Annotated in this window: 17 protein-coding genes, 1 pseudogene and 1 riboswitch; of the genes and pseudogenes, 12 read left to right on the forward strand and 6 right to left on the reverse strand. The window is 42.6% G+C overall.

Annotated elements, in window-relative coordinates; all coding sequences use genetic code 11:
- Positions 1 to 140: 140 nt before the first annotated feature.
- From AB4482_RS03965 to AB4482_RS04000, 8 genes are all read left to right on the forward strand, one after another.
- Positions 141 to 344, forward strand: coding sequence for a hypothetical protein (locus AB4482_RS03965; protein ID WP_108188359.1), 204 nt, complete (start codon positions 141 to 143; stop codon positions 342 to 344).
- Positions 328 to 729, forward strand: coding sequence for a hypothetical protein (locus AB4482_RS03970; RefSeq protein ID WP_372180574.1), 402 nt, complete (start codon positions 328 to 330; stop codon positions 727 to 729). Before AB4482_RS03965 ends, AB4482_RS03970 begins: the two co-directional genes overlap by 17 nt.
- A 9-nt stretch (positions 730 to 738) precedes the next feature.
- Positions 739 to 1,218 (forward strand): hypothetical protein, encoded by a 480-nt coding sequence (locus AB4482_RS03975; RefSeq protein ID WP_372180576.1) that lies wholly within the window; start codon positions 739 to 741, stop codon positions 1,216 to 1,218.
- A complete protein-coding gene (locus AB4482_RS03980) occupies positions 1,211 to 1,816 on the forward strand; it encodes a hypothetical protein (RefSeq protein WP_372180577.1) in 606 nt (201 codons plus the stop codon). Before AB4482_RS03975 ends, AB4482_RS03980 begins: the two co-directional genes overlap by 8 nt.
- Positions 1,817 to 2,094: 278 nt before the next feature.
- Positions 2,095 to 2,214, forward strand: a riboswitch (glycine riboswitch).
- A 128-nt stretch (positions 2,215 to 2,342) separates the two neighbouring features.
- Positions 2,343 to 3,713 carry a sodium:alanine symporter family protein gene (locus AB4482_RS03985; protein WP_017059726.1) on the forward strand — a complete coding sequence of 457 codons (1,371 nt, stop codon included), beginning with the start codon at positions 2,343 to 2,345 and terminating at the stop codon, positions 3,711 to 3,713.
- A gap of 384 nt (positions 3,714 to 4,097) precedes the next feature.
- Entirely contained in the window at positions 4,098 to 4,910 is an 813-nt protein-coding gene (locus tag AB4482_RS03990; RefSeq protein ID WP_017069349.1) for a winged helix-turn-helix domain-containing protein, read from the forward strand.
- Positions 4,907 to 5,368: a hypothetical protein gene (locus AB4482_RS03995; protein WP_017059728.1), complete on the forward strand. Its 462-nt coding sequence runs from the start codon at positions 4,907 to 4,909 to the stop codon at positions 5,366 to 5,368. The genes AB4482_RS03990 and AB4482_RS03995 overlap by 4 nt, the downstream gene beginning before the upstream one ends.
- Before the next feature lie 560 nt (positions 5,369 to 5,928).
- Positions 5,929 to 7,404: an aerolysin family beta-barrel pore-forming toxin gene (locus tag AB4482_RS04000; protein WP_017063796.1), complete on the forward strand. Its 1,476-nt coding sequence runs from the start codon at positions 5,929 to 5,931 to the stop codon at positions 7,402 to 7,404.
- Between the two features lie 106 nt (positions 7,405 to 7,510).
- Here AB4482_RS04000 and AB4482_RS04005 read toward each other — a convergent pair whose 3' ends face one another.
- On the reverse strand, positions 7,511 to 8,146 hold the full coding sequence (locus AB4482_RS04005) for a LysE family translocator (RefSeq protein WP_017058961.1): 636 nt from the start codon (positions 8,144 to 8,146) through the stop codon (positions 7,511 to 7,513).
- A gap of 296 nt (positions 8,147 to 8,442) precedes the next feature.
- Between AB4482_RS04005 and AB4482_RS04010 the strand changes: the two genes are divergently transcribed.
- Together AB4482_RS04010 and AB4482_RS04015 are read left to right on the forward strand one after the other, a co-directional pair.
- Entirely contained in the window at positions 8,443 to 9,915 is a 1,473-nt protein-coding gene (locus AB4482_RS04010; protein ID WP_017066275.1) for a carboxypeptidase M32, read from the forward strand.
- 330 nt (positions 9,916 to 10,245) lie between these two features.
- Complete coding sequence (locus tag AB4482_RS04015) at positions 10,246 to 11,157, forward strand: LysR family transcriptional regulator (protein ID WP_017069525.1); 912 nt, start codon at positions 10,246 to 10,248, stop codon at positions 11,155 to 11,157.
- A 529-nt stretch (positions 11,158 to 11,686) separates the two neighbouring features.
- Here AB4482_RS04015 and AB4482_RS04020 read toward each other — a convergent pair.
- Complete coding sequence (locus AB4482_RS04020; RefSeq protein WP_102321458.1) at positions 11,687 to 11,965, reverse strand: hypothetical protein; 279 nt, start codon at positions 11,963 to 11,965, stop codon at positions 11,687 to 11,689.
- A 391-nt stretch (positions 11,966 to 12,356) separates the two neighbouring features.
- On the opposite strand from AB4482_RS04020, the pseudogene AB4482_RS04025 reads away from it, so the two are divergent.
- Positions 12,357 to 12,626 (forward strand): annotated as a pseudogene (locus AB4482_RS04025) (carboxypeptidase M32); the annotation flags it as partial.
- Positions 12,627 to 12,887: 261 nt separating this feature from the next.
- On the opposite strand, the gene AB4482_RS04030 reads toward AB4482_RS04025, so the two are convergent.
- Positions 12,888 to 14,051: a dipeptidase gene (locus AB4482_RS04030; RefSeq protein ID WP_017029485.1), complete on the reverse strand. Its 1,164-nt coding sequence runs from the start codon at positions 14,049 to 14,051 to the stop codon at positions 12,888 to 12,890.
- A gap of 361 nt (positions 14,052 to 14,412) precedes the next feature.
- Positions 14,413 to 15,966, reverse strand: coding sequence for an amidohydrolase family protein (locus AB4482_RS04035; protein WP_017062426.1), 1,554 nt, complete (start codon positions 15,964 to 15,966; stop codon positions 14,413 to 14,415).
- Positions 15,967 to 16,248: 282 nt separating this feature from the next.
- Between AB4482_RS04035 and AB4482_RS04040 the strand changes: the two genes are divergently transcribed.
- The gene (locus tag AB4482_RS04040; protein ID WP_017062424.1) at positions 16,249 to 17,091 is read left to right on the forward strand and encodes a hypothetical protein; all 843 of its coding nucleotides are present in this window, start codon (positions 16,249 to 16,251) and stop codon (positions 17,089 to 17,091) included.
- A gap of 646 nt (positions 17,092 to 17,737) precedes the next feature.
- On the opposite strand, the gene manA is transcribed toward AB4482_RS04040, so the two are convergent.
- Positions 17,738 to 18,928, reverse strand: a complete 1,191-nt coding sequence (manA, locus tag AB4482_RS04045) for a mannose-6-phosphate isomerase, class I (protein ID WP_102321457.1) — start codon at positions 18,926 to 18,928, stop codon at positions 17,738 to 17,740.
- Position 18,929: 1 nt separating this feature from the next.
- The gene (locus AB4482_RS04050; protein WP_372121910.1) at positions 18,930 to 20,078 is read right to left on the reverse strand and encodes a glycerate kinase; all 1,149 of its coding nucleotides are present in this window, start codon (positions 20,076 to 20,078) and stop codon (positions 18,930 to 18,932) included.
- Positions 20,079 to 20,097 lie beyond the last annotated feature (19 nt).

Below are 20,097 nucleotides of genomic sequence, written 5' to 3' on the forward strand. Positions count from 1 at the left end.
CTTATATATACCCATAAACATGTATAAGTGTGACAAAAATATCAGAATAAAATATAAGTTAAAATAATGTCACAAAATAGCTGTTTTATGGGTATATATAGTTAACAGATTAAGTATTGAATATAAGATAAGGAATTAATATGAAACGATTAACTAAAGTAGAAACAAGAGGACGTAATCCTATGTTCAATGCAGAACAGATTGAACTCATCTACTCATATATTGATGAAGGCAATCTATTGAAGGATATAGCTGAAGAAATGGGATGCACATATAAGACGATCAGCCGTATTAAGAAATTAAGAATTGAAAATAAGGAAGTAATCAATGACACACAGTATTAGGACAATCCCTACCCCTACTCGTACACCGCATAAGAAAGTAACGCCAGAGGCTATCCAGTTCTCTGGTTCTAAGCATAAGGGCAACAGAGCACAAGCTTGGTGTGCCTTATCTACCAGCCCTGAAGATGCCAATGAACAAATGAAGCGAGCTGGTATCAACTGGTTTGCACGTAAAAGGATTCTTGCTGCTTATGGTCTGCTATGTGATATGCCAGATATGACAGATCCTGCTTTCTTCCTTTTTATCAACGAACCTTTACATGACTCTATCCCACCTCTTCCTTCTAAGTTCGAGGGTTACAGTGATGATGAATTTATGAAAGCAATGCAACAGTCTCACGAGAAGATTGCTGAACTATACAAAGACACAAAAATTAAGATTTAAGGAGGCTCGATGTCTACTTTAAAACAACTATGGATTGAGGAGCTAGATAAGCTCCCTTCGAAGAATCCCAAGCCTGATACTAGGTGGAGTGACCACGCTAAATTCTTAGCAGATAAAAAAGAGAAAGAAGACAATGAATTACAGAATAAGAAGGCTCAAGAAGAGATTCAGAAAGCTCTCAGAGCACAGGAAGAGAAACGTAAGGCTATCACAGCTAGAAAATTAGAAGACGCTAGTATCAAGCTTAAAAAGCGTACTAATGCCATTCAACAACGAGCTAGTGAAGAGCGTAAGGTAAGAGAAAATAATGCTCGTAGATGGATAGATAAAAAGAAGTGGGAACACATTGCTTGGCAACATAGAAAGCAAGACCTTGCTACTGGAAAGATTACATGGAAGGAAGTTGGTAAAGAGCCAATCAAGCCAACAGCTCATTGGTTCACTGGTGATTGGTATATCAAGCCTCAATTTAAGGATCATTATGATTAATAAAAGATTCTCACATCGAAAACCACTGTATGGAGTTGGCATCAATGATGCCCCATACCACACTACTAAATGCCCTTATTATCAGAAATGGCAAAAGCTACTAGAACGTTGCTACAGCGAACCCTATACGCAACGTAAACCCTCATATAGAGAAGTAACGGTCTGTGATGAATGGCTTACCTTCTCCAACTTTAGAAAGTGGTGCATTGAGCAAGAGAAAGAAGTTGGTGATATCAGTAAGCTAGAACTAGATAAAGACTTACTTGGTAATGGTTCTAAAACCTATTCCCCTTCTACTTGTTGCTTCCTTCTTAAGAAAGTGAACATGTTCATACAAACTCAATCTAGAGGTAAGTACTTAATGGGGGTCTGTAAAAAGAAGAATAAATATGCTCCTTTTTGTAATGACACACTCAGACAGAAAAGGCTTTGGTTACATACATCAGATAATGAGATAGAGGCTTTTAGGACTTATATTCTCAAGAAGACAGAGTTAGCCCAAGAAATTGCATACCACACTGACCTAATCCCACAACAACATGTTAAAGATTCATTAATAACCTTCTTCCCCAATTTACGTAGCAGCATCATTCACTAATGGTGCGCTACATTATGGGTTACAAATTGCACTACTGAACTGCACTACACTATAAACCCCTTGATATTCCTGATCACTATGTTAGATTCCTCCTATTGCTAAATTTCAGCAATATCTTAACTTAACTGATTAACTAAGCACTTCTATAAGTAGCTATTAATCAATGAGTTAGTTCCGATGATGACATATTGGAGAAAGGTGAATTAACACCTTACCGAAGAAGTAAATCTTTCAGGTGCTTTATGCTGGAGAAATCCAGAAAAGTGAGGACTGTATGTTTAGGAACCTCTGGAGAGAACCGTTAGATCGGTCGCCGAAGGAGCAAGCTTAGTGCCCGTTACTTATCTATAAGTGATTCGCTAAGTGAAACTCTCAGGCAAAAGGACAGAGGAGTGGAAAGCAACAGCCTTAATTAACACAAGAATTCTATCTAGAAATCCGTATGTATTAAGTAGTGCCCCCGATCCCTGAGATCTGCACTGCCTTCCCTCTTCTCCTTAAATTTTTAATTTATTAAGGGGAATCTATGAACCACCTACAAGCTACACTACAAACCATCAACCAATTCGTTTGGGGACCACCACTGCTTATTCTGCTAGTGGGTACAGGTATCTACTTTACTTTTCGCTTAGGCTTACTCCAGTTTAGACACCTCCCAACTGCACTGAAAATGGTGTTCAGCAAAGACAAATCTGGTACGGGTGACGTATCGAGTTTCGCGGCTTTGTGTACTGCACTTTCAGCAACCATTGGTACAGGTAACATCGTTGGTGTAGCGACCGCAATCAAGATTGGTGGCCCTGGTGCCCTATTCTGGATGTGGCTTGCCGCTGTATTTGGTATGGCGACCAAGTACGCAGAATGTCTACTCGCCGTTAAATACCGCAGAACCGATAGCAATGGCGAAATGGTTGGCGGCCCAATGTACTACCTGCAATACGGTGTCGGCTCACGAATCTTAGCGGTAATGTTCGCTGTCTTCGCGCTCGGCGTTGCTTGCTTCGGTATCGGTACCTTCCCACAAGTCAACGCTATCTTGGACGCAACTCAAATCTCATTTGGCGCTTCGCGTGAGATGTCTGCTGTCGTTCTTACGATATTAGTGGCAGTGGTTACCCTTGGTGGTATCCAATCTATCGCTAAAGTGGCAGGGAAAGTTGTTCCTACTATGGCGGTTATGTACGTCGTCGCGTGTTTAAGCGTTCTGATTTCAAATGCCGACCAACTACTGAATGCCATTACCCTTGTTGTGACTTCTGCGTTTACCAACACAGCAGCAACCGGTGGTTTCTTTGGCGCGAGCATCATGCTTGCTATCCAATCAGGTATCGCTCGTGGTGTGTTCTCGAACGAATCTGGCCTAGGTAGCGCACCAATGGCTGCAGCAGCGGCTAAAACAGACTCATGTGTGAAACAAGGACTTGTCTCTATGACAGGTACCTTCTTCGACACCATCATCATCTGTACGATGACAGGTTTGGCGCTTATCTTAACGGGTGCTTGGCAGACTGATCTTTCAGGCGCTGCGATGACCACTCACGCATTCGCTGTTGGTCTGAATGCAGATACCCTTGGCCCTATGTTGGTTTCTGTTGGCTTAATCTTCTTTGCGTTTACAACAATTTTAGGTTGGAACTACTACGGTGAGCGCTGTGTTGTGTTCTTGCTAGGTACCAAAGCTGTATTGCCTTACAAGATCATCTTCATTGCGTTGGTGGCTTCTGGTGCATTCTTAAAGCTCGACATGATCTGGATAATGGCTGATATCGTGAACGGCCTAATGGCAATTCCGAACCTAATCGGGCTTATCTTGCTGCGCCACGTTGTTATCGAAGAAACCAAGCTATTCTTCAAACCGTTGACGTCTTCAAATGATTGTGAAGCAGTTAAAGCGTAAACTGAAGTGATTGAATACCAAGCCCGCATTCAACTGCGGGCTTTTTTATTTTCATCACATAGCGAAACGTCTTAAATTATTATGCAGCACATATGCCCTTATAAATAACAAGAATATTAAATCGACCACTATGCGATTTAATAAAGAAGATAGAAGACTACTAAAAAGAACACTAATAAAACCAACACTTAATTAGATATTACTTATATTTAACAGATTGTGCGTAGGTGTCAGGCATTTTGTAACAAACATATTAAATTTCTTTTCGTTTCAACGACACAAAAAACCAGAAGAATAAAACATGTGACTTTAATTCATATATTAGTCAGTTTATAGTCATCTACATTGTAGAGAGAATTATAATAAAAATAAAACGTTGGCTATATGATCAGATTCGACCCGATTAAAAACCGTATTTATAACGACGAACGTTCTATTAAAGTAGGATACCGTGAAACTCGGGTCCTGGAGTTATTACATAAAAACTCACCCGATATTGTTAACAAACAAGATATTATTAGCTTCGCTTGGGGAAACGAGTTCATAGGGGATACGTCACTAGCGAAAAGTATAAGTTTACTGCGCCAAGGGTTCGTTAGATTAGGCATCAAAGAAACCCCAATCGTCACCGTTCCTAAGGTGGGCTATCGCCTTATCGATGAGTGCGTGGTAATCGACTCCCCCATCAATAATGCAGCCACAACTCCCCTTGCTGATGCGAGCAACCTGATACCCGTCGGCAATAACGGTATTGCTATCGGTGCAGCTGTTGCAGTCGAACCTAAGCCTAACCCTAAACAAAGTTCGTCGGCTTACTTTCCCACTGCTGAAAACCGAAACAAGTTGTGCTACTTCACCACTGGCTGCTTACTGTTGGCATCAGCGTTATTGGCTTTTGCTAAGGTTAATGAGATAAACCTCAGCGATATCAAACCCGTTAACCGGCTCAGCGAGCAATGGATAGGTCAAATACAAGTTTTCCAAGCCCCTGAAATGGCGATGACGCCAGAGCTAGAAAGCATTCTCTATCAGTATCAATGTGATTGCGTGGCGTACATTAGCGAAGAAGCGGAATATTCTGAGCTCTCTATTCTGAACAAAGCCACACGCCAGTCCGTCAACATCTTTTACACGCCAACCCAACTAGATCAAGCCAGTACCGAACTGGCCCTATTCCTAGAAAGAGGTCAATTATGATGCCAATCGTTGCGCTCATTTCTGCATTCGTTTTATTGGTTGGCATATGGAGTATCCCTTCGCCCCAACCAAAAGAAGAGCATCGCTACCAACATAGCGTGGTGGACCTGATAGTGAATGACAATGTATTACGTACCGACGGATTAACGAAAATAAGTAACAACAAGGTGCTGCACCTGATGTCCGTTCAAGACGACAACATGCCCGACCCACTTGTTCTGCGATTCAGAGGAACAGCCCGTCCTTCTCAATCACTTTTCTTTTCTATTTCTGGCACCATTGACTTAGTCTCTGTGCAAAAAATAAATAAAACAATGAATGACAGCCGATTGGCGCCTTACCTGTTAATCAACAATGACCCATTAACGGTAAAGATTGATATCTTAAGTTCGAATGATTTATTTGCCATCATTAAAACGTGTAATACAGGCCGAACGCAACTTCTGGCCAAACGATAATTAGAGATAGTTTAACCACTAGCAACAAGTGCCCTATTATCAAGTAGCAAGCTTTTCCGATATTACACATAAAAAACGGATGGTTATTTTCATTATTTTATCAGTAATACAATTATTACAGTCTTCCTTACTTTAAGTGTTTGCATTTTAAAACCGATAGCAAAGCAAAATATTCAAGTTAGATTTTTACTCTTTGTCACTCACTACCTGCCCACCTTAAAACTACGAGTATTGTGAATGGTTATACCTGTTCTTCTAATTAACCATTCATACAAACGCCAAAAATAACGTCAAATAATTTTGACGTCTAAGCCCGAATAATGGGCCTTCATTTTTCTAAAAACGGTTTGAGCCCCATCAAACAATTTACGTTCAGTTGCATACTCTTTCACCGTAAAAACACTAATGACAATACAAGCTATTGAATTAACTGGGTAATTTAATTCAACCCTTTTCAGTATCTATCTATTTATCAACATGAAAAAGTGAACTTGTCTTGTTAACTGCACGGCACACAAAACATTATCAAAATAGAAAAATTACAAATGAGGGAATTGTTAATGATCACAGTAAACAGAAGTCTCTTAGCAACCGCAGTGTTGTCTGTTCTATCAACCGGTGTAAATGCGAAGATTTACCCAGACCAAATAGTGTTTGACCAACTTGGTGAAGATGTCTGTCGCTCTGGTTATCGTCCTATAGACCGTTATGAAGCAGAAGAGCAGAAGAGTACTTTGGTCGCTCGCATGGGCACTTGGCAGATCACCGGGTTAAAAGGAAACTGGGTAATCATGGGGCCGGGTTATCATGGCGAAATTAAGCAATCAAGCAGTGGGTCAACGTTCTGTTACCCAAACAACGACCAATCTGAAATCCCTAACTATTCCGCCAAATCGGTTCAGGAAGGCAGCGAAATCGATGTTCAGTATGAATTAGTGAACAACCGTAACGACTTTGTACGCCCATTAAGCTACTTAGCCCACAACCTAGGTTACGCTTGGGTTGGCGGTAATAACAGTCAGTACGTGGGCGAAGACATGACGATAAAGCGCTCTGGCAACAGTTGGGTAATACAAGGAAATAACAATGGCTCTTGTAGCGGCTATCGCTGTGATGAAAAAACCAAAATCACCGTCGACAATTTTGCCTACACCGTTAACGACGACAACTTTTGGCATGGTGATGTTGTCGAGTCGGATCGTGAACTAGTGAAAACGGTTTACGCGACGGCAAGAAACAACAGCAACATCGCGCAACAAGTGGTGGTAGACCTAAAAGTAGACGAATCAACAAACTGGTCGAAAACGAACAGCTACGGATTCTCACAGAGCGTTCAAACAGAGAACACCTTCAAGTGGCCTTTGGTTGGCGAAACTAAGCTCACCGTTAAGTTCGAGGCTAACCAAAGCTTCGCTGAAACAAATGGCAACTCCACTAGCGAACAAGTAACACTTCAAGCTCGTCCTATGGTTCCTGCGAATTCGGAGCTACCGATTCGAGTTGAGCTGTATCGCTCAAGCATCTCTTACCCGTACCGATTCAACGCCGATATTAGCTACGATGTTGAATTCAACGGCTTCCTTCGTTGGGGTGGCAACGCGTGGCACTCTCATCCAGATAACCGCCCGTACAAGGCTCATACCTTCACCATGGGCCGTGGCAGCAGTGAATCTGCCGACATTCGCTACCAATGGGATCACCGTTACATCCCAGGTGAAACTAAATGGTGGGATTGGGGCTGGGCGATTAAAGAAGCTGGCTTATCAAGCATGCAATACGCGACTGGCGGAAGCTTACGCCCCTTCCACTCTTACGTGTCTGGAGATTTCTACGCTGAATCTCAATTTGCAGGTACTATCGAAATTGGACAAGCAACACCAATTACTAACAATCTACGCAGCAAAAGAAGTACTGATTCCGTCAACGAATCTACTGAGCGCATTGGCGACATCGAAGTTACCACCAACTTTAACGCCGATGAGTTGAGTGACTTAGGTTTCGAAGGTGCTGAGATGAACATTAGCGTCGTTGAATAACTGCGCTGTAGAATAAGATCGGTACAAAGATCTACCAGTAATAAAGCACAAAGCCCACGACACATCGTGGGCTTTCATATATTCATGTTCAACTGAAAACGGTGAACTACACAGGCTCTTCCATCAGAAGCTTAACACCCAGCCCAACCAGCACCATGCCCGTCACGCCTTCCATCCACTTCATAAAACTCGCGTTTTTGAGCAAATTTTTAGCCGAGTTAAGCGCGCCAGCCAAACCACATTGCCATACCATCGCAATCATAAAGTGTACCGAAGCCATCAACATAGATTGCAATAAAGGCGAACCTTCAGGGTTTACAAATTGAGGTAAAAAGGCCAGATAGAAAACTGCTGTTTTTGGGTTAAGAACGTTAGACAGAAAGCCTTCACGCAAAGAACGCTTTGCACTGTAAGCCTGCTGAGCTTGTTCTCCGACCTTCAAACCGCCACCGTTTTTCATCAACGCTCGCAAACTGCTTAAGCCAAGCCAGATGAGGTAAACCGCACCTACCATCTTAACGGCTTGAAAGAGTTCAGCGGATTGGGCGAGGATTGCAGATATACCCACAGCAGAGAAAAACGCGTGTACATACAAGCCGCTACAAATACCAAAGCTCGTCATACAACCGTCAGCTAAGCCAGAGCGGCTAGTATTGCGAATCACCAAAGCCGTATCTAAGCCCGGCGTTAGCGTTAAAATAGTGATGGCAATTAGAAATGCCTCAAAGTTCAAAATATCCATATCATTGTCATTTTTGTTCAGCGATCTATCATCAATACCGTGTATCTGAACAATTCGCAAGCAACAATTGCCACCAGCTATACAACTCACTGATTTTGTGCACAATAGAACAGTTTGATTTGTTAAGAAATAGTAAATTCAAGGCATCGTACCGCCTCATGCTTTTCTCGCTATATCTTCGACTGCGAAGGTCGGCGTCATTAAAAAGCAAAGCCATAATCAAAGTACACGAGATGAACCTTAACGCTGACGCAGCCCTAAGGATCATTTAAAGAAACCAAATTAAGAGTAGTCAAATGAGCGCATTCAAAAAACTAGTCGAACACTCTCAAAAATGTTCACGCTTTCAACACCTAGCTTCTATTTGTGGTTGGGACCAAGCTTCAATGATGCCAGCAGGTGGTAACCAAGCTCGTAGTGAAGCGATGGCCGAGCTTTCTGTTCATATTCACGGCTTAATGACTCAACCACAGCTTGGCGATTGGATTGCAGACGCTGAAAATGAAGCGCTGAACACTGAGCAACAATCGTCACTTCGTGAAATAAAACGCCAGTGGCAACAAGCAAACCTACTTCCAGAAAAACTGGTTGAAGCGAAATCTCTATCGGGTTCAAAATGTGAACATGCGTGGCGTAGCCAACGCGGTAACAACGACTGGGTTGGATTCGAAAAGAACTGGCGTGAAGTGGTTGAGCTTTCTCGTGAAGAAGCGCAGATTCGCGCAGACGCAGCCAATCTAACGCCTTATGATGCGATGCTGGATATTTATGAACCGGGCACCAGCTCTACTTCACTTGATACCCTATTTGCAGACGTTAAAACTTGGCTTCCAGGTTTAATTGATGAAGTGATCGAAAAACAATCGAGCGAGCAATTTAACGCACCATCAGGTATCTATTCGACCGAGAAACAGAAAGCACTGGGTTTAGAAGTCATGAAGCTGCTTCAGTTCGATTTTGAACACGGCCGATTGGATGAAAGTGTTCACCCATTCTGTGGCGGCGTCCCTTCAGACGTGCGTATCACAACACGCTATGACGAAGCGGAATTCGTTCAAAGCTTAATGGGTATTGTGCATGAAACAGGCCACGCACGTTACGAACAAGGCTTACCAAAACACCTAGCAGGACAACCAGCGGGGGAAGCTCGTTCTATGGGCATTCATGAATCTCAATCTTTATTCTTCGAGATGCAAGTCGGCCGCAGCGACCCGTTCATTGGACACTTAGCGAACTTGGCTGGTCAGCAATTCTCAGGCTCAGAATTTGAGAAAGAAAACTTCCAGAAGATCTACACGCGCGTGAAGAAAGACTTCATCCGTGTTGATGCCGATGAACTGACCTACCCTGCACACGTTATCCTGCGTTACGAGATTGAGCGTGACTTGATCAACGGCAAGATCAAACACACTGACGTGCCAGAGTTATGGAATACCAAGATGCAGTCTTACCTTGGTTTAAGCACTCAAGGCAACTTCACTAACGGCTGTATGCAAGACATCCACTGGACAGACGGCGCATTTGGTTACTTCCCATCGTACACATTAGGTGCGATGTACGCGGCGCAGTTCATGGCTTCAATGAAGAAAACGGTAGATATAAACTCTGTGATTGAAAGCGGTGACCTATCCCCTATCTTCACTTGGTTAGAATCAAACATTTGGAGCAAAGGCAGCCTGCTGACCACTGATGACTTGGTGAAAGGTGCAACGGGCGAAACCTTGAATGCGCAATACTTCAAAGACCATTTGAGAAGTCGTTATCTGTAGATAAAACGCCCAACTACATTGAAGGTTTCTACTTGCAAAGCTTGCTGTGTAAGTAGAACCAAGCTGAAAAAAGCATAGTACAAGTATTGTAAGTCAAAAGTCACAATTATGGCTGAAGGGTAGCTTTGGTTCTAACTAGAAAAGGGGCACTTCTGAGTTACGAAGTGCCATCTGTGAAGGTCCTGGACATTTCCGAGTTGCGTTTTATCTAATTTAGTAAGTCATGAATTAACAGAAGTAGGGCAACTCGCTTAGTCGAGTGTCCAGTATCACTGGTGCAGATCAGTTATCATATTTTAAGTAAATCACTCTAGAAAGGAAGCGAAACCTATGAATTTTAGTTTTGAACAACTTCTCGCGTTCGTGACCGTTTATGAACAACTCTCGTTTAGCAAAGCCGCGGTCAAACTCAATAAGCACCGAACTACGATAGGGCAGGTGATTACCAACCTTGAAGACCAACTAGCGGTCAGTTTGTTTGAACGAGTGGGGCGTTCGGTAGAGCCAACTGAAGATGGTCACCTTCTTTATCACAATGCTAAATTAACCATCGAGCAAGCGCGTACTTTCGATAAATTGGCGCTAAGCCTCTCTTATGGTGGATTAGAAAGCGTCAACATCGCTTATTCTAGTGTGATTCCTCATCGCGCTTTGGTTGAAATCCGCCAGCAATTTCTTCGCGATTTTCCGCTAATGCGCGTGAACTTTTTTGTTAGGAATAAACAGGACATCAAAAGAGGCATAGATAGTGGCGAATACCATTTTGGTATCGTCAATGTGCATGACCGTCAGGCGATGTATAGCTTTGATGCGACTTTCCTTGGGCATTTCGAATTTCTCCCTTTTGTTCAAAAAGGTGGAGATCTATCTAGGTTGGAGAAAAGTGCAGTCTTGGTAGCTCTGAAAAACAGCAAACAATTTGTCTTACGATCTTTTATTGAAGAAGGTATGTCAGAGAAGATTATTTACAGCTCAGACAATGAAGCAATCGATCAACTTGCCCTAGTGATAAAGATGGTCGAAGCGGGGTTGGGTTGGGCGTTACTGCCTAAAACCTTCGCTAATACTGAGTTTGCCAATCATGCCATTGAGCCAGTTGAAGCCGATGAGATGCTAGAGGGCTTCAAGTTTGGCTTCGCGCTTTGGTGTCCACATTCCAAACAAATTGTTGATATTAAAAAGTCGTTAATCACCGTGATAAACAATTATCGCAAGCGATTTGAAGACGGTCTCCGTCGTTAACTCATAGACTCATCCAATTTTTTAACAAGGTTCAATTAGAGCCTTGTTTTCGTTTCAGTTAACTTTAAGTTCGAGTTTTGATGGATTACACCCTTTATATAGGAGTGTGAGGTATCAAGCTGACTATCTCTTCAGTCATGTCACTTTCCCTGTACCTTTAAATAATATAAAAGATATCATACAGTTTGTTGTGATTTTACCCCCAGCCCGTGAAGATAAAGTGACTAAATGGTTGATGTGATACATAGCAATTGTTCACAACTAAAGTTCATAAGGATGGATGACTTTTAGTAGGGAAAATGTTCGCATCCTAAACGATGTAGAGTATTCAATCTAAGTGATTTTGGGGCAGATCTGAGCTAGCAGGCACTTTGCAAGAAAAGCGCCACGAGTAAAGCTTCAGGCTTATGAAGCCTCTGGACATTTCCGTTTTAGCAAGATTGCCAATTAAGCAAAGCATGAATTAAAAGGATAGAAAAAGTCGCTTACGTGATTGTCAGGGATCATTAGACCACTACAACTTCAATTGTCAGTTATAACTAAAACGGCACCTAGCCTTTGAGCAAAAAACCCTATATAACTCATCCCCACCTTCATGCACTCTTACTCGAAAGAAAAAAATACTCTTCCCTCCCTCCTCATACGCGAGAGCTAGCTCAGCATCATCTCTTATCAAACCTTCAGCTACTAAGTGAACTTCTAATGCATCGAGTGCTTTTTCTTCTAAGGCTTTATCGTGAATTGGTTTAAAACCTCCAAATGAAAGGGAAGAAAAAAAAAGAGCAAAAACAAAAAAAACAATTCGCATAACTATTCCTTTTTTATTAGTTCAATACTAATTCCAGTTTAGTAAGAAATTAAGATTGTCGCAGCAGTGAAACTAAATAGATAGCTCTCGTTTCATGCAATTAAAGTCGGAGTTCATCATTCTTATTATGGTAAATGGGTAAATTAGCTACCAAAAACAACCCTCAGACCTCCTCAAACGCTCTCAGCGAGGATTTTGGGCTTGTTCAAGGCTATGCTCATACTACCTTGTATGTGTGTGACTCTTTCAGTGCGATTTACAGAGCAAAAACTAGCGAATTCGTTTGAGTCAAGAACTGTACTCTGCCCCCACTTTTCGTACTTTGTGAGTTAAGTCGCCCCGTTAGCAAGAATTTGGACAGCCGCAACTACCTTAAAATGCAGGTCACATTCTCCACTGGACGGACGGCGCATTCGGTTACTTCCCACCTTACAAATTAGGTGCGATGTACGCGGCTCAGTTCATGGCTTCAATGAAGAAAACAGTGGATGTGAACTCAGTGATTGAAAGCGGTGACCTATCCCCTATCTTCAATTGGTTAGAATCGAACATTTGGAGCAAAGGCAGCCTGCTTACTACTGATGATTTGGTGAAAGGTGCAACAGGTGAAACCTTGAATGCGCAATACTTCAAAGATCATTTGAGAAGTCGTTACCTTTAATGGAATAAATCGATAGAGGCTGATCAGTTTATTGATTCAGCCTTTTTAATCACATTTTCAAAACATACTTAGATTGATTTGAAGGTTTTATCCCTTCATCGAACTTAACAATCACGGAAGATTCTGGTACCTACCAGCACGAAATTGGACAATAACAAGTTAGGAGCAGTCATAAACTGCAGTCTCATTCGAAGCGATTAAAAAAGCACTTCTAAACGAGATGTTAGAAGTGCTAATTATTGAGTAAATTTAATAAACTTCTTATACCCAGACTTGATCAAATACTCGGTACATGTTGCCACCTAAGAACTTGCTGCAGTCTTCTTCTGAGTATCCATTTTCAAGCATGGTATCAATTAGAGCTGCAACAATTTGATATGGTGCTGGGGTAGGAAACCCTTTTGCTCCTACAGCGGCACTATAGCCACCATCAGGGAATACGTTCTGCCCCATTGGTGTTTGAATAATAGACGCTGTAAAATTGATGTTCGGGATATAGTCTGAACCGAAGCCAACGTGGTCTATACCGACTAAGTTGACCATATAATCAATATGTCGAAATAATTGTTCAGTCGTCAATATATCTGGGTTAGATGTATCCATAAAGGCAGCCACCATATTTATTGAGCAAACCCCACCGGTTGCCGCAACACCTTTAATCACAGCGTCAGAAAGGCTTCTCTGATAATCGGCAATGGCTTTCGCACCTGAATGCGAAGAAATGACAGGTTGGCTACTGCGTTCAATCGCATCTAAGGAGGTTCGTTCGCCAGTATGGCTTACATCAACAGGCATACCGTATCGGTTATAAGCGTCGACAAGTTTTTTTCCATATTCAGTTAGACCACGGTTCTCAATTTCGAAGCAGCCATCACCCACATCATTACGTTGATTATATGCCAATAAACAGTAACCATAGCCCATCTCACGCCATAGTCCTACGCGATCAACATCACCACCAAATATTTGAGTACCTTGGTGAGTGAAGTAAATACCCAATTTGTTTTGTTTTACCGCTTCATCAATATCTTTGGTAGTGCGGATCATCATATAGTCGTCTGGGCGTTCTTTCATTTTGCTTAGGTAGAACTGAGCGCCTTTCATAATGCCTTCAACCGAGGCATCTAACGAGTCTGCGGAAGGACATGCTGCTAGTACCTTGAATCCAGCGGCTTTGCACTTGTCCATTTCATCATGGAATTCTGGTGCTTCAGGTGAAGACCATTGAGAGGGCCAAAGACCGGAAAAAAGGCTGTCAATAGCCATAGAATCTCGAACAATTTTTTTTGCACGTTCAGATGCAGGATATTTGTGTGTTCGTTGAGGGATTTTTGAATAATCTTTTATTTCAAATTCTGGTAATTTTGGTGCACCTGACTTTGTCGCTTTATCATTACTTGGTTCGATTTCAGATTTGTTGTCCATATTTGAAATTTTCCTTAACAGTGTTAGCTTCTATAAAATATAAATATGTTGGAAGTTTGGAAGTTTGGAAGTTTGGAAGTTTGGAAGTAAAGATAGGTACGGATTTATATCAAACGGAGTGTTAAGCCCTTTGTACGCACCTTTTTATGCACCTTTTTATAAATAAACTACGCCCAATGACATGATAAAAACGTGATTTATGTCGAATATTTTTGGCAAATCTATCTAAATGTTACCTCAATTAGAAAATTCATTTAAAAGTATTATATGTGACACTTTAAGAAATTATCGAAGAGGTGAGATAAAAAAGCGATACCTGAGTATCGCTTTCTATAGTCTGATTTATCATTGATTAGGTGAATTAACGTCGAATGGCTTCGCCTGCTTTAACGTCTGTATCTAGTTGTGTGTTGTTGACAACGATTTTGCCGTTAACCAATAACCAATGTACGCCTACGGCTGGGTGGTTAGGATCTTGGTAGGTGCCCACATCAGCGATAGTTTCTGGGTCGAATACCACGATATCTGCGTCCATATTGGTTTGAATTCGTCCTTTATTTTTCATTTGAGGGACAAAATCTTCTATTAATTGAGCTGGCATCAGTGTCATTTTACGTAGTGCTTCCGTCATCGTTAACAAGCCGCGCTCACGAACATAGACTCTGAGTACTTTAGCAAAGGTGCCATTTGATCTAGGATGAGAGAATAGATCTTTTGGTAATGGCCACTCGTCACCTGCATAATTTTCAATGTGGCCGTCTTCGTCCATATGCATCCAGAACATTTCGTCAGATTCAATCAACACATTAGGATTTAGAATCGAAGCGTCTAATAGAGCAAGATCTTTAGGGTTTTGCTCGTCTAGGAAGTGCCAGACAATAAAAGTACCAGGTTTATTTTCTTGGTAGTCTTTCAACTGTTCTTCTGTCATACGTTCTTTACCTAGCTGAAAGTTTTCAGCGGTTGAACCCATACGTTCCCGCCAGCCTTCACCAGAAAACATGGCTGCGCCAACGACAGTACTTGCTGCGCCCCAAGGGTAAGCGCCCACAGTAACATTGATTCCTTGTTCTTGAGCCTTATTGACCATAGGTAAGATGGTTTCGATATCTTTTAATGAAGTACTGTTAATATGACAAAAGTGCATATGAGCGCCAGTGATAGCGGCATTGCCCACTAATTCTTTAACGGCTTCAAACGAGCTTTGTGGCTCGGCATTGCTGGCATAGCGAACGTGAGTATAGGTTGCTACGTCTCTTTCTGCGGCTAATTCAGCCAATGCATAATATTCTTTTTGACCATGGCCCGGTGCATAGCCAGCGTTAATACCGATACCTAGGCCACCTTCATCAAGGCCTTGCTCAATCAGCTTGATGATTTTACTTTCTTGCTCAGGTGTTGCTATATCCATCTTCCAATCATTACGTGATTGAGCTTTTTGGAAATAGCCAACGGTCGCTTCGGGTTCCGTCTCACTAAATGTAGCAATACGAGCGTAAGTCCAACCAGCTGCTGCACCATAGTTTAATGGTAAGCCTTTTTCAGCTTGTCCTGCATACCAGTCACTGATAGGTAGAACACCAGATTCGAGTTCCAGCATAGTGGTAACGCCTTGCATCGCCTGCATTCTGTAGTCACCAATGTTTTGACCATGAGCGTGGACGTCGATGAATCCAGGGGCAACAACTTTACCTGTAGCGTCAATAGTTTTATCCCCAGAAATACTATCGGTCGTTATTGCTGTGATCTTATTATCTTTGATCCCGACATTAGCAACAGAATCGAAATTTGTTTCAGGGTCGATAACTCTGCCGTTCAAAATTACAACATCATAATTAGCGGCGATAACAAGTGGTGACATAAGGCCAAAGCCGACGATCGTAGCCTTTTTAATGAATGATTCTAGTGGTTTCATAATTTTATCCCGTGTGTGTGAGATGAACTATAAGTGTTACGTGTCAAAAATCTTAGACCAATAATTTCACGCTATCTACCTGATCCTCATCTTTGCTCATTGATAAGACAAATCTAACGTGACAAGAGAAAGTGACTCAAAAACAATCACTTTTACGCTCATCTCACCCACAGCTATTGACTTTGCCGCTCCAGAGCTGCCCTTCTCTATAAAGGCAACTTTGACAAAATAATCCTTCATAGCTAAACGTTTATGTACCAACGTTTTCGTCAGGGAAAAAAAATGCCAAACCTTAAATTACGAAGTTTAAGCGCGATATTCTTCTTTGCTGTCACTCTTCCCATCGTAGTGTTAGCCGACGAGGGGCAAGATGTAGAGGAGGTAGCTAAAGAGCTAGCCAACCCAAACACAACGCTTGGCTCGATGTCCTTTAACTTGGATTGGACGAACTATCAAGGCGACTTAAATTCAGCGAACAGTCAGAACGGGTATCGCTTGAGCTTTCAACCTGTTCTCCCTGTGCCAATTGCAGAGCGAACCAACTTATTTATCAGACCAAATATACCTTTAATATTTGACCAACCCTATTACAAGGGCGATAGATTTGAAAATTCAGATGCAGGTCTCGGTGATATCGGCTTTGATGTGGCCGTTGGTCATACCTTTGAGAGCGGCATGATTGTCGTGGGGGGGATAGTGGGTACACTGCCCACCGCAACAAGCGATGAACTGGGTAACGATCAATTCTTACTCGGTCCAGAGTTTGCCTTAGCCTACGTACAAAGCTGGGGGGTTATCGGGGCGTTAATTACCCATCAATGGAACGCTGGCGGAAGCAATGACGCCGACGCGAGTATTACTGGTGGACAGTACTTCTATACCGCGAATCTAGACGATGGATGGCAAATTCAAGCGCAACCAACTTGGAGCTATAATCACGAAGCGAGCAGTGGAAATAAATTGTCATTCCCTATTGGTATTGGGTTCGCTAAGACGACTCTCATTGGTGGCAAACCCATCAAGTTTGGTCTTCAATACTGGAACTACATTGAAAGCCCTGACGCGTTTGGGATAGAGCATCAACTTCGACTGGTCATCACACCTGTTGTTGCTCTTCCTTGGTGATAACAGGTCGCAGGATAAAATTAGACATAAAAAAACCGCAGCGAACTGCTGCGGTCTTAAATTTGGCGGTGAGTGAGGAATCCGACTTATTTATTTAAGATGCTGATATATATCCATAAAAAAACTCGCAAAGAGAGCGGTAATACTTATGGTAATACTTTTAACCAAGTGTCAAATTCATAAGTTACTGCATAAATTTTTAGGCTAAGGCAACTATACTTTATCCTAACGTACTTAACCTGCTTACAACCGCCAGCTAGTAATTCAGTCTATTTCAACATAAGTATAATAGCTTCTTCAACGGCATCAGTTAGGTATTTCCAACGGTGCTGCAATAGCCATGCAGGCTAAGACCCCCGATACACGGTTACTCACTTTAATCCCTTTCCGCACAGAATCTCTGAGCCTTAAGAAGGTTCTGGGCATTTCTGAGTTACGAAATGGTGCGTGAGAAGTTTCTGGACAAAAGTGTGCTACGCGATTTGCTAATTTAGTGAGCAATGGATTAGTTTAAGTAAGTTAAATGAGATTTGTCTTAAAATAGACAAAAAGCACGTCGGGCAGCCAATTACTCAGTATTGTTTGCAGGAGCCGTTTAATTAGTAGTGTCTACTTTGGCCACATCAAGGTTCCAAGCATATGAAAATTAATTGAATGCTCGGGCTATCCTCCCATGCCCTTGATAATCGTATTTCACTGAGTTACTGCTAACGAATACTGATTCACCAGCTCTCAACACAACGTGATTATTTTGACTTGAAATTGCAACTTCACCTTCAATACAAAACAGTATTTCTGCGCTACGAACAAACTGTGCTTGGCTGGTAATCTCGACTGTCATTACTTCAAAGCAGAAGTCATCAACTGGGATCGGGTAGCTCACTTTATTACTCTCTTTATATATTGGTTTTAGCCGAATCTCCGCTGGTTCAATCGGTTCGAATGAGGTGTTATCTATTAACTCAGTTACATCAATGTGTTTTGGTGTGAGCCCTGCGCGCAAAACATTGTCTGAACTTGCCATTATCTCCAGACCAGTCCCCTGCACATATGCATGTGGGGTTTCGGCGTACAAAAACATTGCTTCGCCAGGTGCTAATTCAACAGTATTAAGCATTAGTGGAGAAAATAGGCCGATATCTCCAGGATAATGCCGCTTAAACTCAGCACTGTACTGCAGAGCCTCGCGCCCTATCATGGTTTTAGCCGGACGTCTGTGCGCCTCACCAAGTTCAGCCAGTGCCACCTTTTTACGTTCACCTTCAAGTGACATAATCGCAGCAAAGAACTCTTTTAGCGCTGCACTATCTGCGTGCTTTTCTAGCTCGGAAATTTCTTTCGCCAGACTTGGAATGTCGGCCTCTTTAAACAAAGTAATAATGTCTGCAATTGGGCGAAATCCATTCATCGCTTTATAAAAGGTTAAAGCGTAAACCAATTCAGGCTTATGGTTGGAATCTTTATAGTTTCTGTGCGCGGCATCTAGCGGAATCCCTCGTTGGTTTTCTCGCTCAAACCCTTGCTGCGCTTTATGTTTACTAGGGTGTACCTGAATAGAGAGTGGCATCTCTGCGGCAAGCACTTTGAATAAGAAAGGCAACTCCCCAAAACGTGCAGCGGTGTAGCCACCAAGAATATCTTGCTTGTTGTGCTCAATTACCTCAGCAAGAGGCTCTCCGGTACCATCGAGCCTAGAGCAGCCATTTGGGTGAGCACCCATCCAGATCTCTGCCTGTGGCTTGTGCTCTGGATTATTGATACCAAATAGGTTGTGAATGGAGTCTTTACTACCCCATGCATAGTTTTGGATGACGTTATCAAGCTTAAATAGAGACATACTACTTCTCTCCAAAAATCTGTGCGCCGACTTTCAAAGTAGCGGCAATATTGCGTGCCGTGCGAGTCAGATTATCGCCCGCCTCTGTCAGAACTTGTTCTAGTGGTTGTGGTGAACGAACCGTGCCAAAGGTGCTATCGACAACGTTGTAGAGTTCATCAATCTCTTTACCCAATGAGCCTGCAATTCCAATCACGGGAATACCTTGTAGCGTGGCTCGTTTAGCAATACCAAACGGGGTCTTGCCTTGCAGGGTTTGGTTATCCATCTGGCCTTCGCCAGTAATAACCAGATCCGTGCCCTGCAGCACTTGGTCTGCGTTTAAGGTGTCTAAAACCATCTCAATACCTTGCTTGATTTGGATATCAAATAGCAGTGATAAACCAAGAGATGCGCCACCAGCAGCGCCAAAGCCAAGTGTAGTTCGGTTATCTGTTCCAGTGAGATTGCTGCTGACCTCTCCAAAATGATTCAACGCGTCATCAAGCTGATCAATCAGTTCCGAGGAAGCCCCTTTTTGAGCACCAAAGATATAGCTAGCGCCGTTTTCACCAACTAATGGATTGTTGACATCACAAGCGATCACAAACTCGACCTGTTGGCATCGAGGATGGATATTGCTTAAGTCGATACGAGAAAGGTTAGAAAGAGCAGTACCACCCAAGGCAATCTCATTGCCTTGCTCGTCCAACAACTTGCCACCCAATGCTTGGACGATACCAGCCCCACCATCATTGGTGGCGCTGCCTCCAAGACCAAGCAGGACTTTATTTACACCTTTCTCAAGTGCCTCTTTGATCAACTCACCAGTACCATAGGTAGTTGCAAGGGCAGGATCGCGATCTTGTGGCGAAACTAGGTCTAATCCCGATGCTGAAGCTATCTCTATCAATGCCGTATTACCGTCATCAAGCAGTGCCCAATGTGCATCGACGGTCTCACCTTGTGGGTTCATCACTTGGGTAGTTTGCACAATGCCATCTAACCCTTGCATCAATACATCGACCGTTCCCTCACCGCCGTCGGCCAGCGGTAGATGCACATACTCCGCTTCTGGGAATACTTGTGCAAAACCGGCTTCAACGCTTTGGCATACCTGCTTGGCACTAAGAGACTCTTTAAATGAATCGGGGGCAATTACAATCTTCATCTCGGTTCACCAACTCCGC

Source organism: Vibrio sp. 10N.222.55.C7, assembly GCF_041473335.1.
Taxonomy (GTDB): Bacteria; Pseudomonadota; Gammaproteobacteria; order Enterobacterales; family Vibrionaceae; genus Vibrio; species Vibrio crassostreae_C.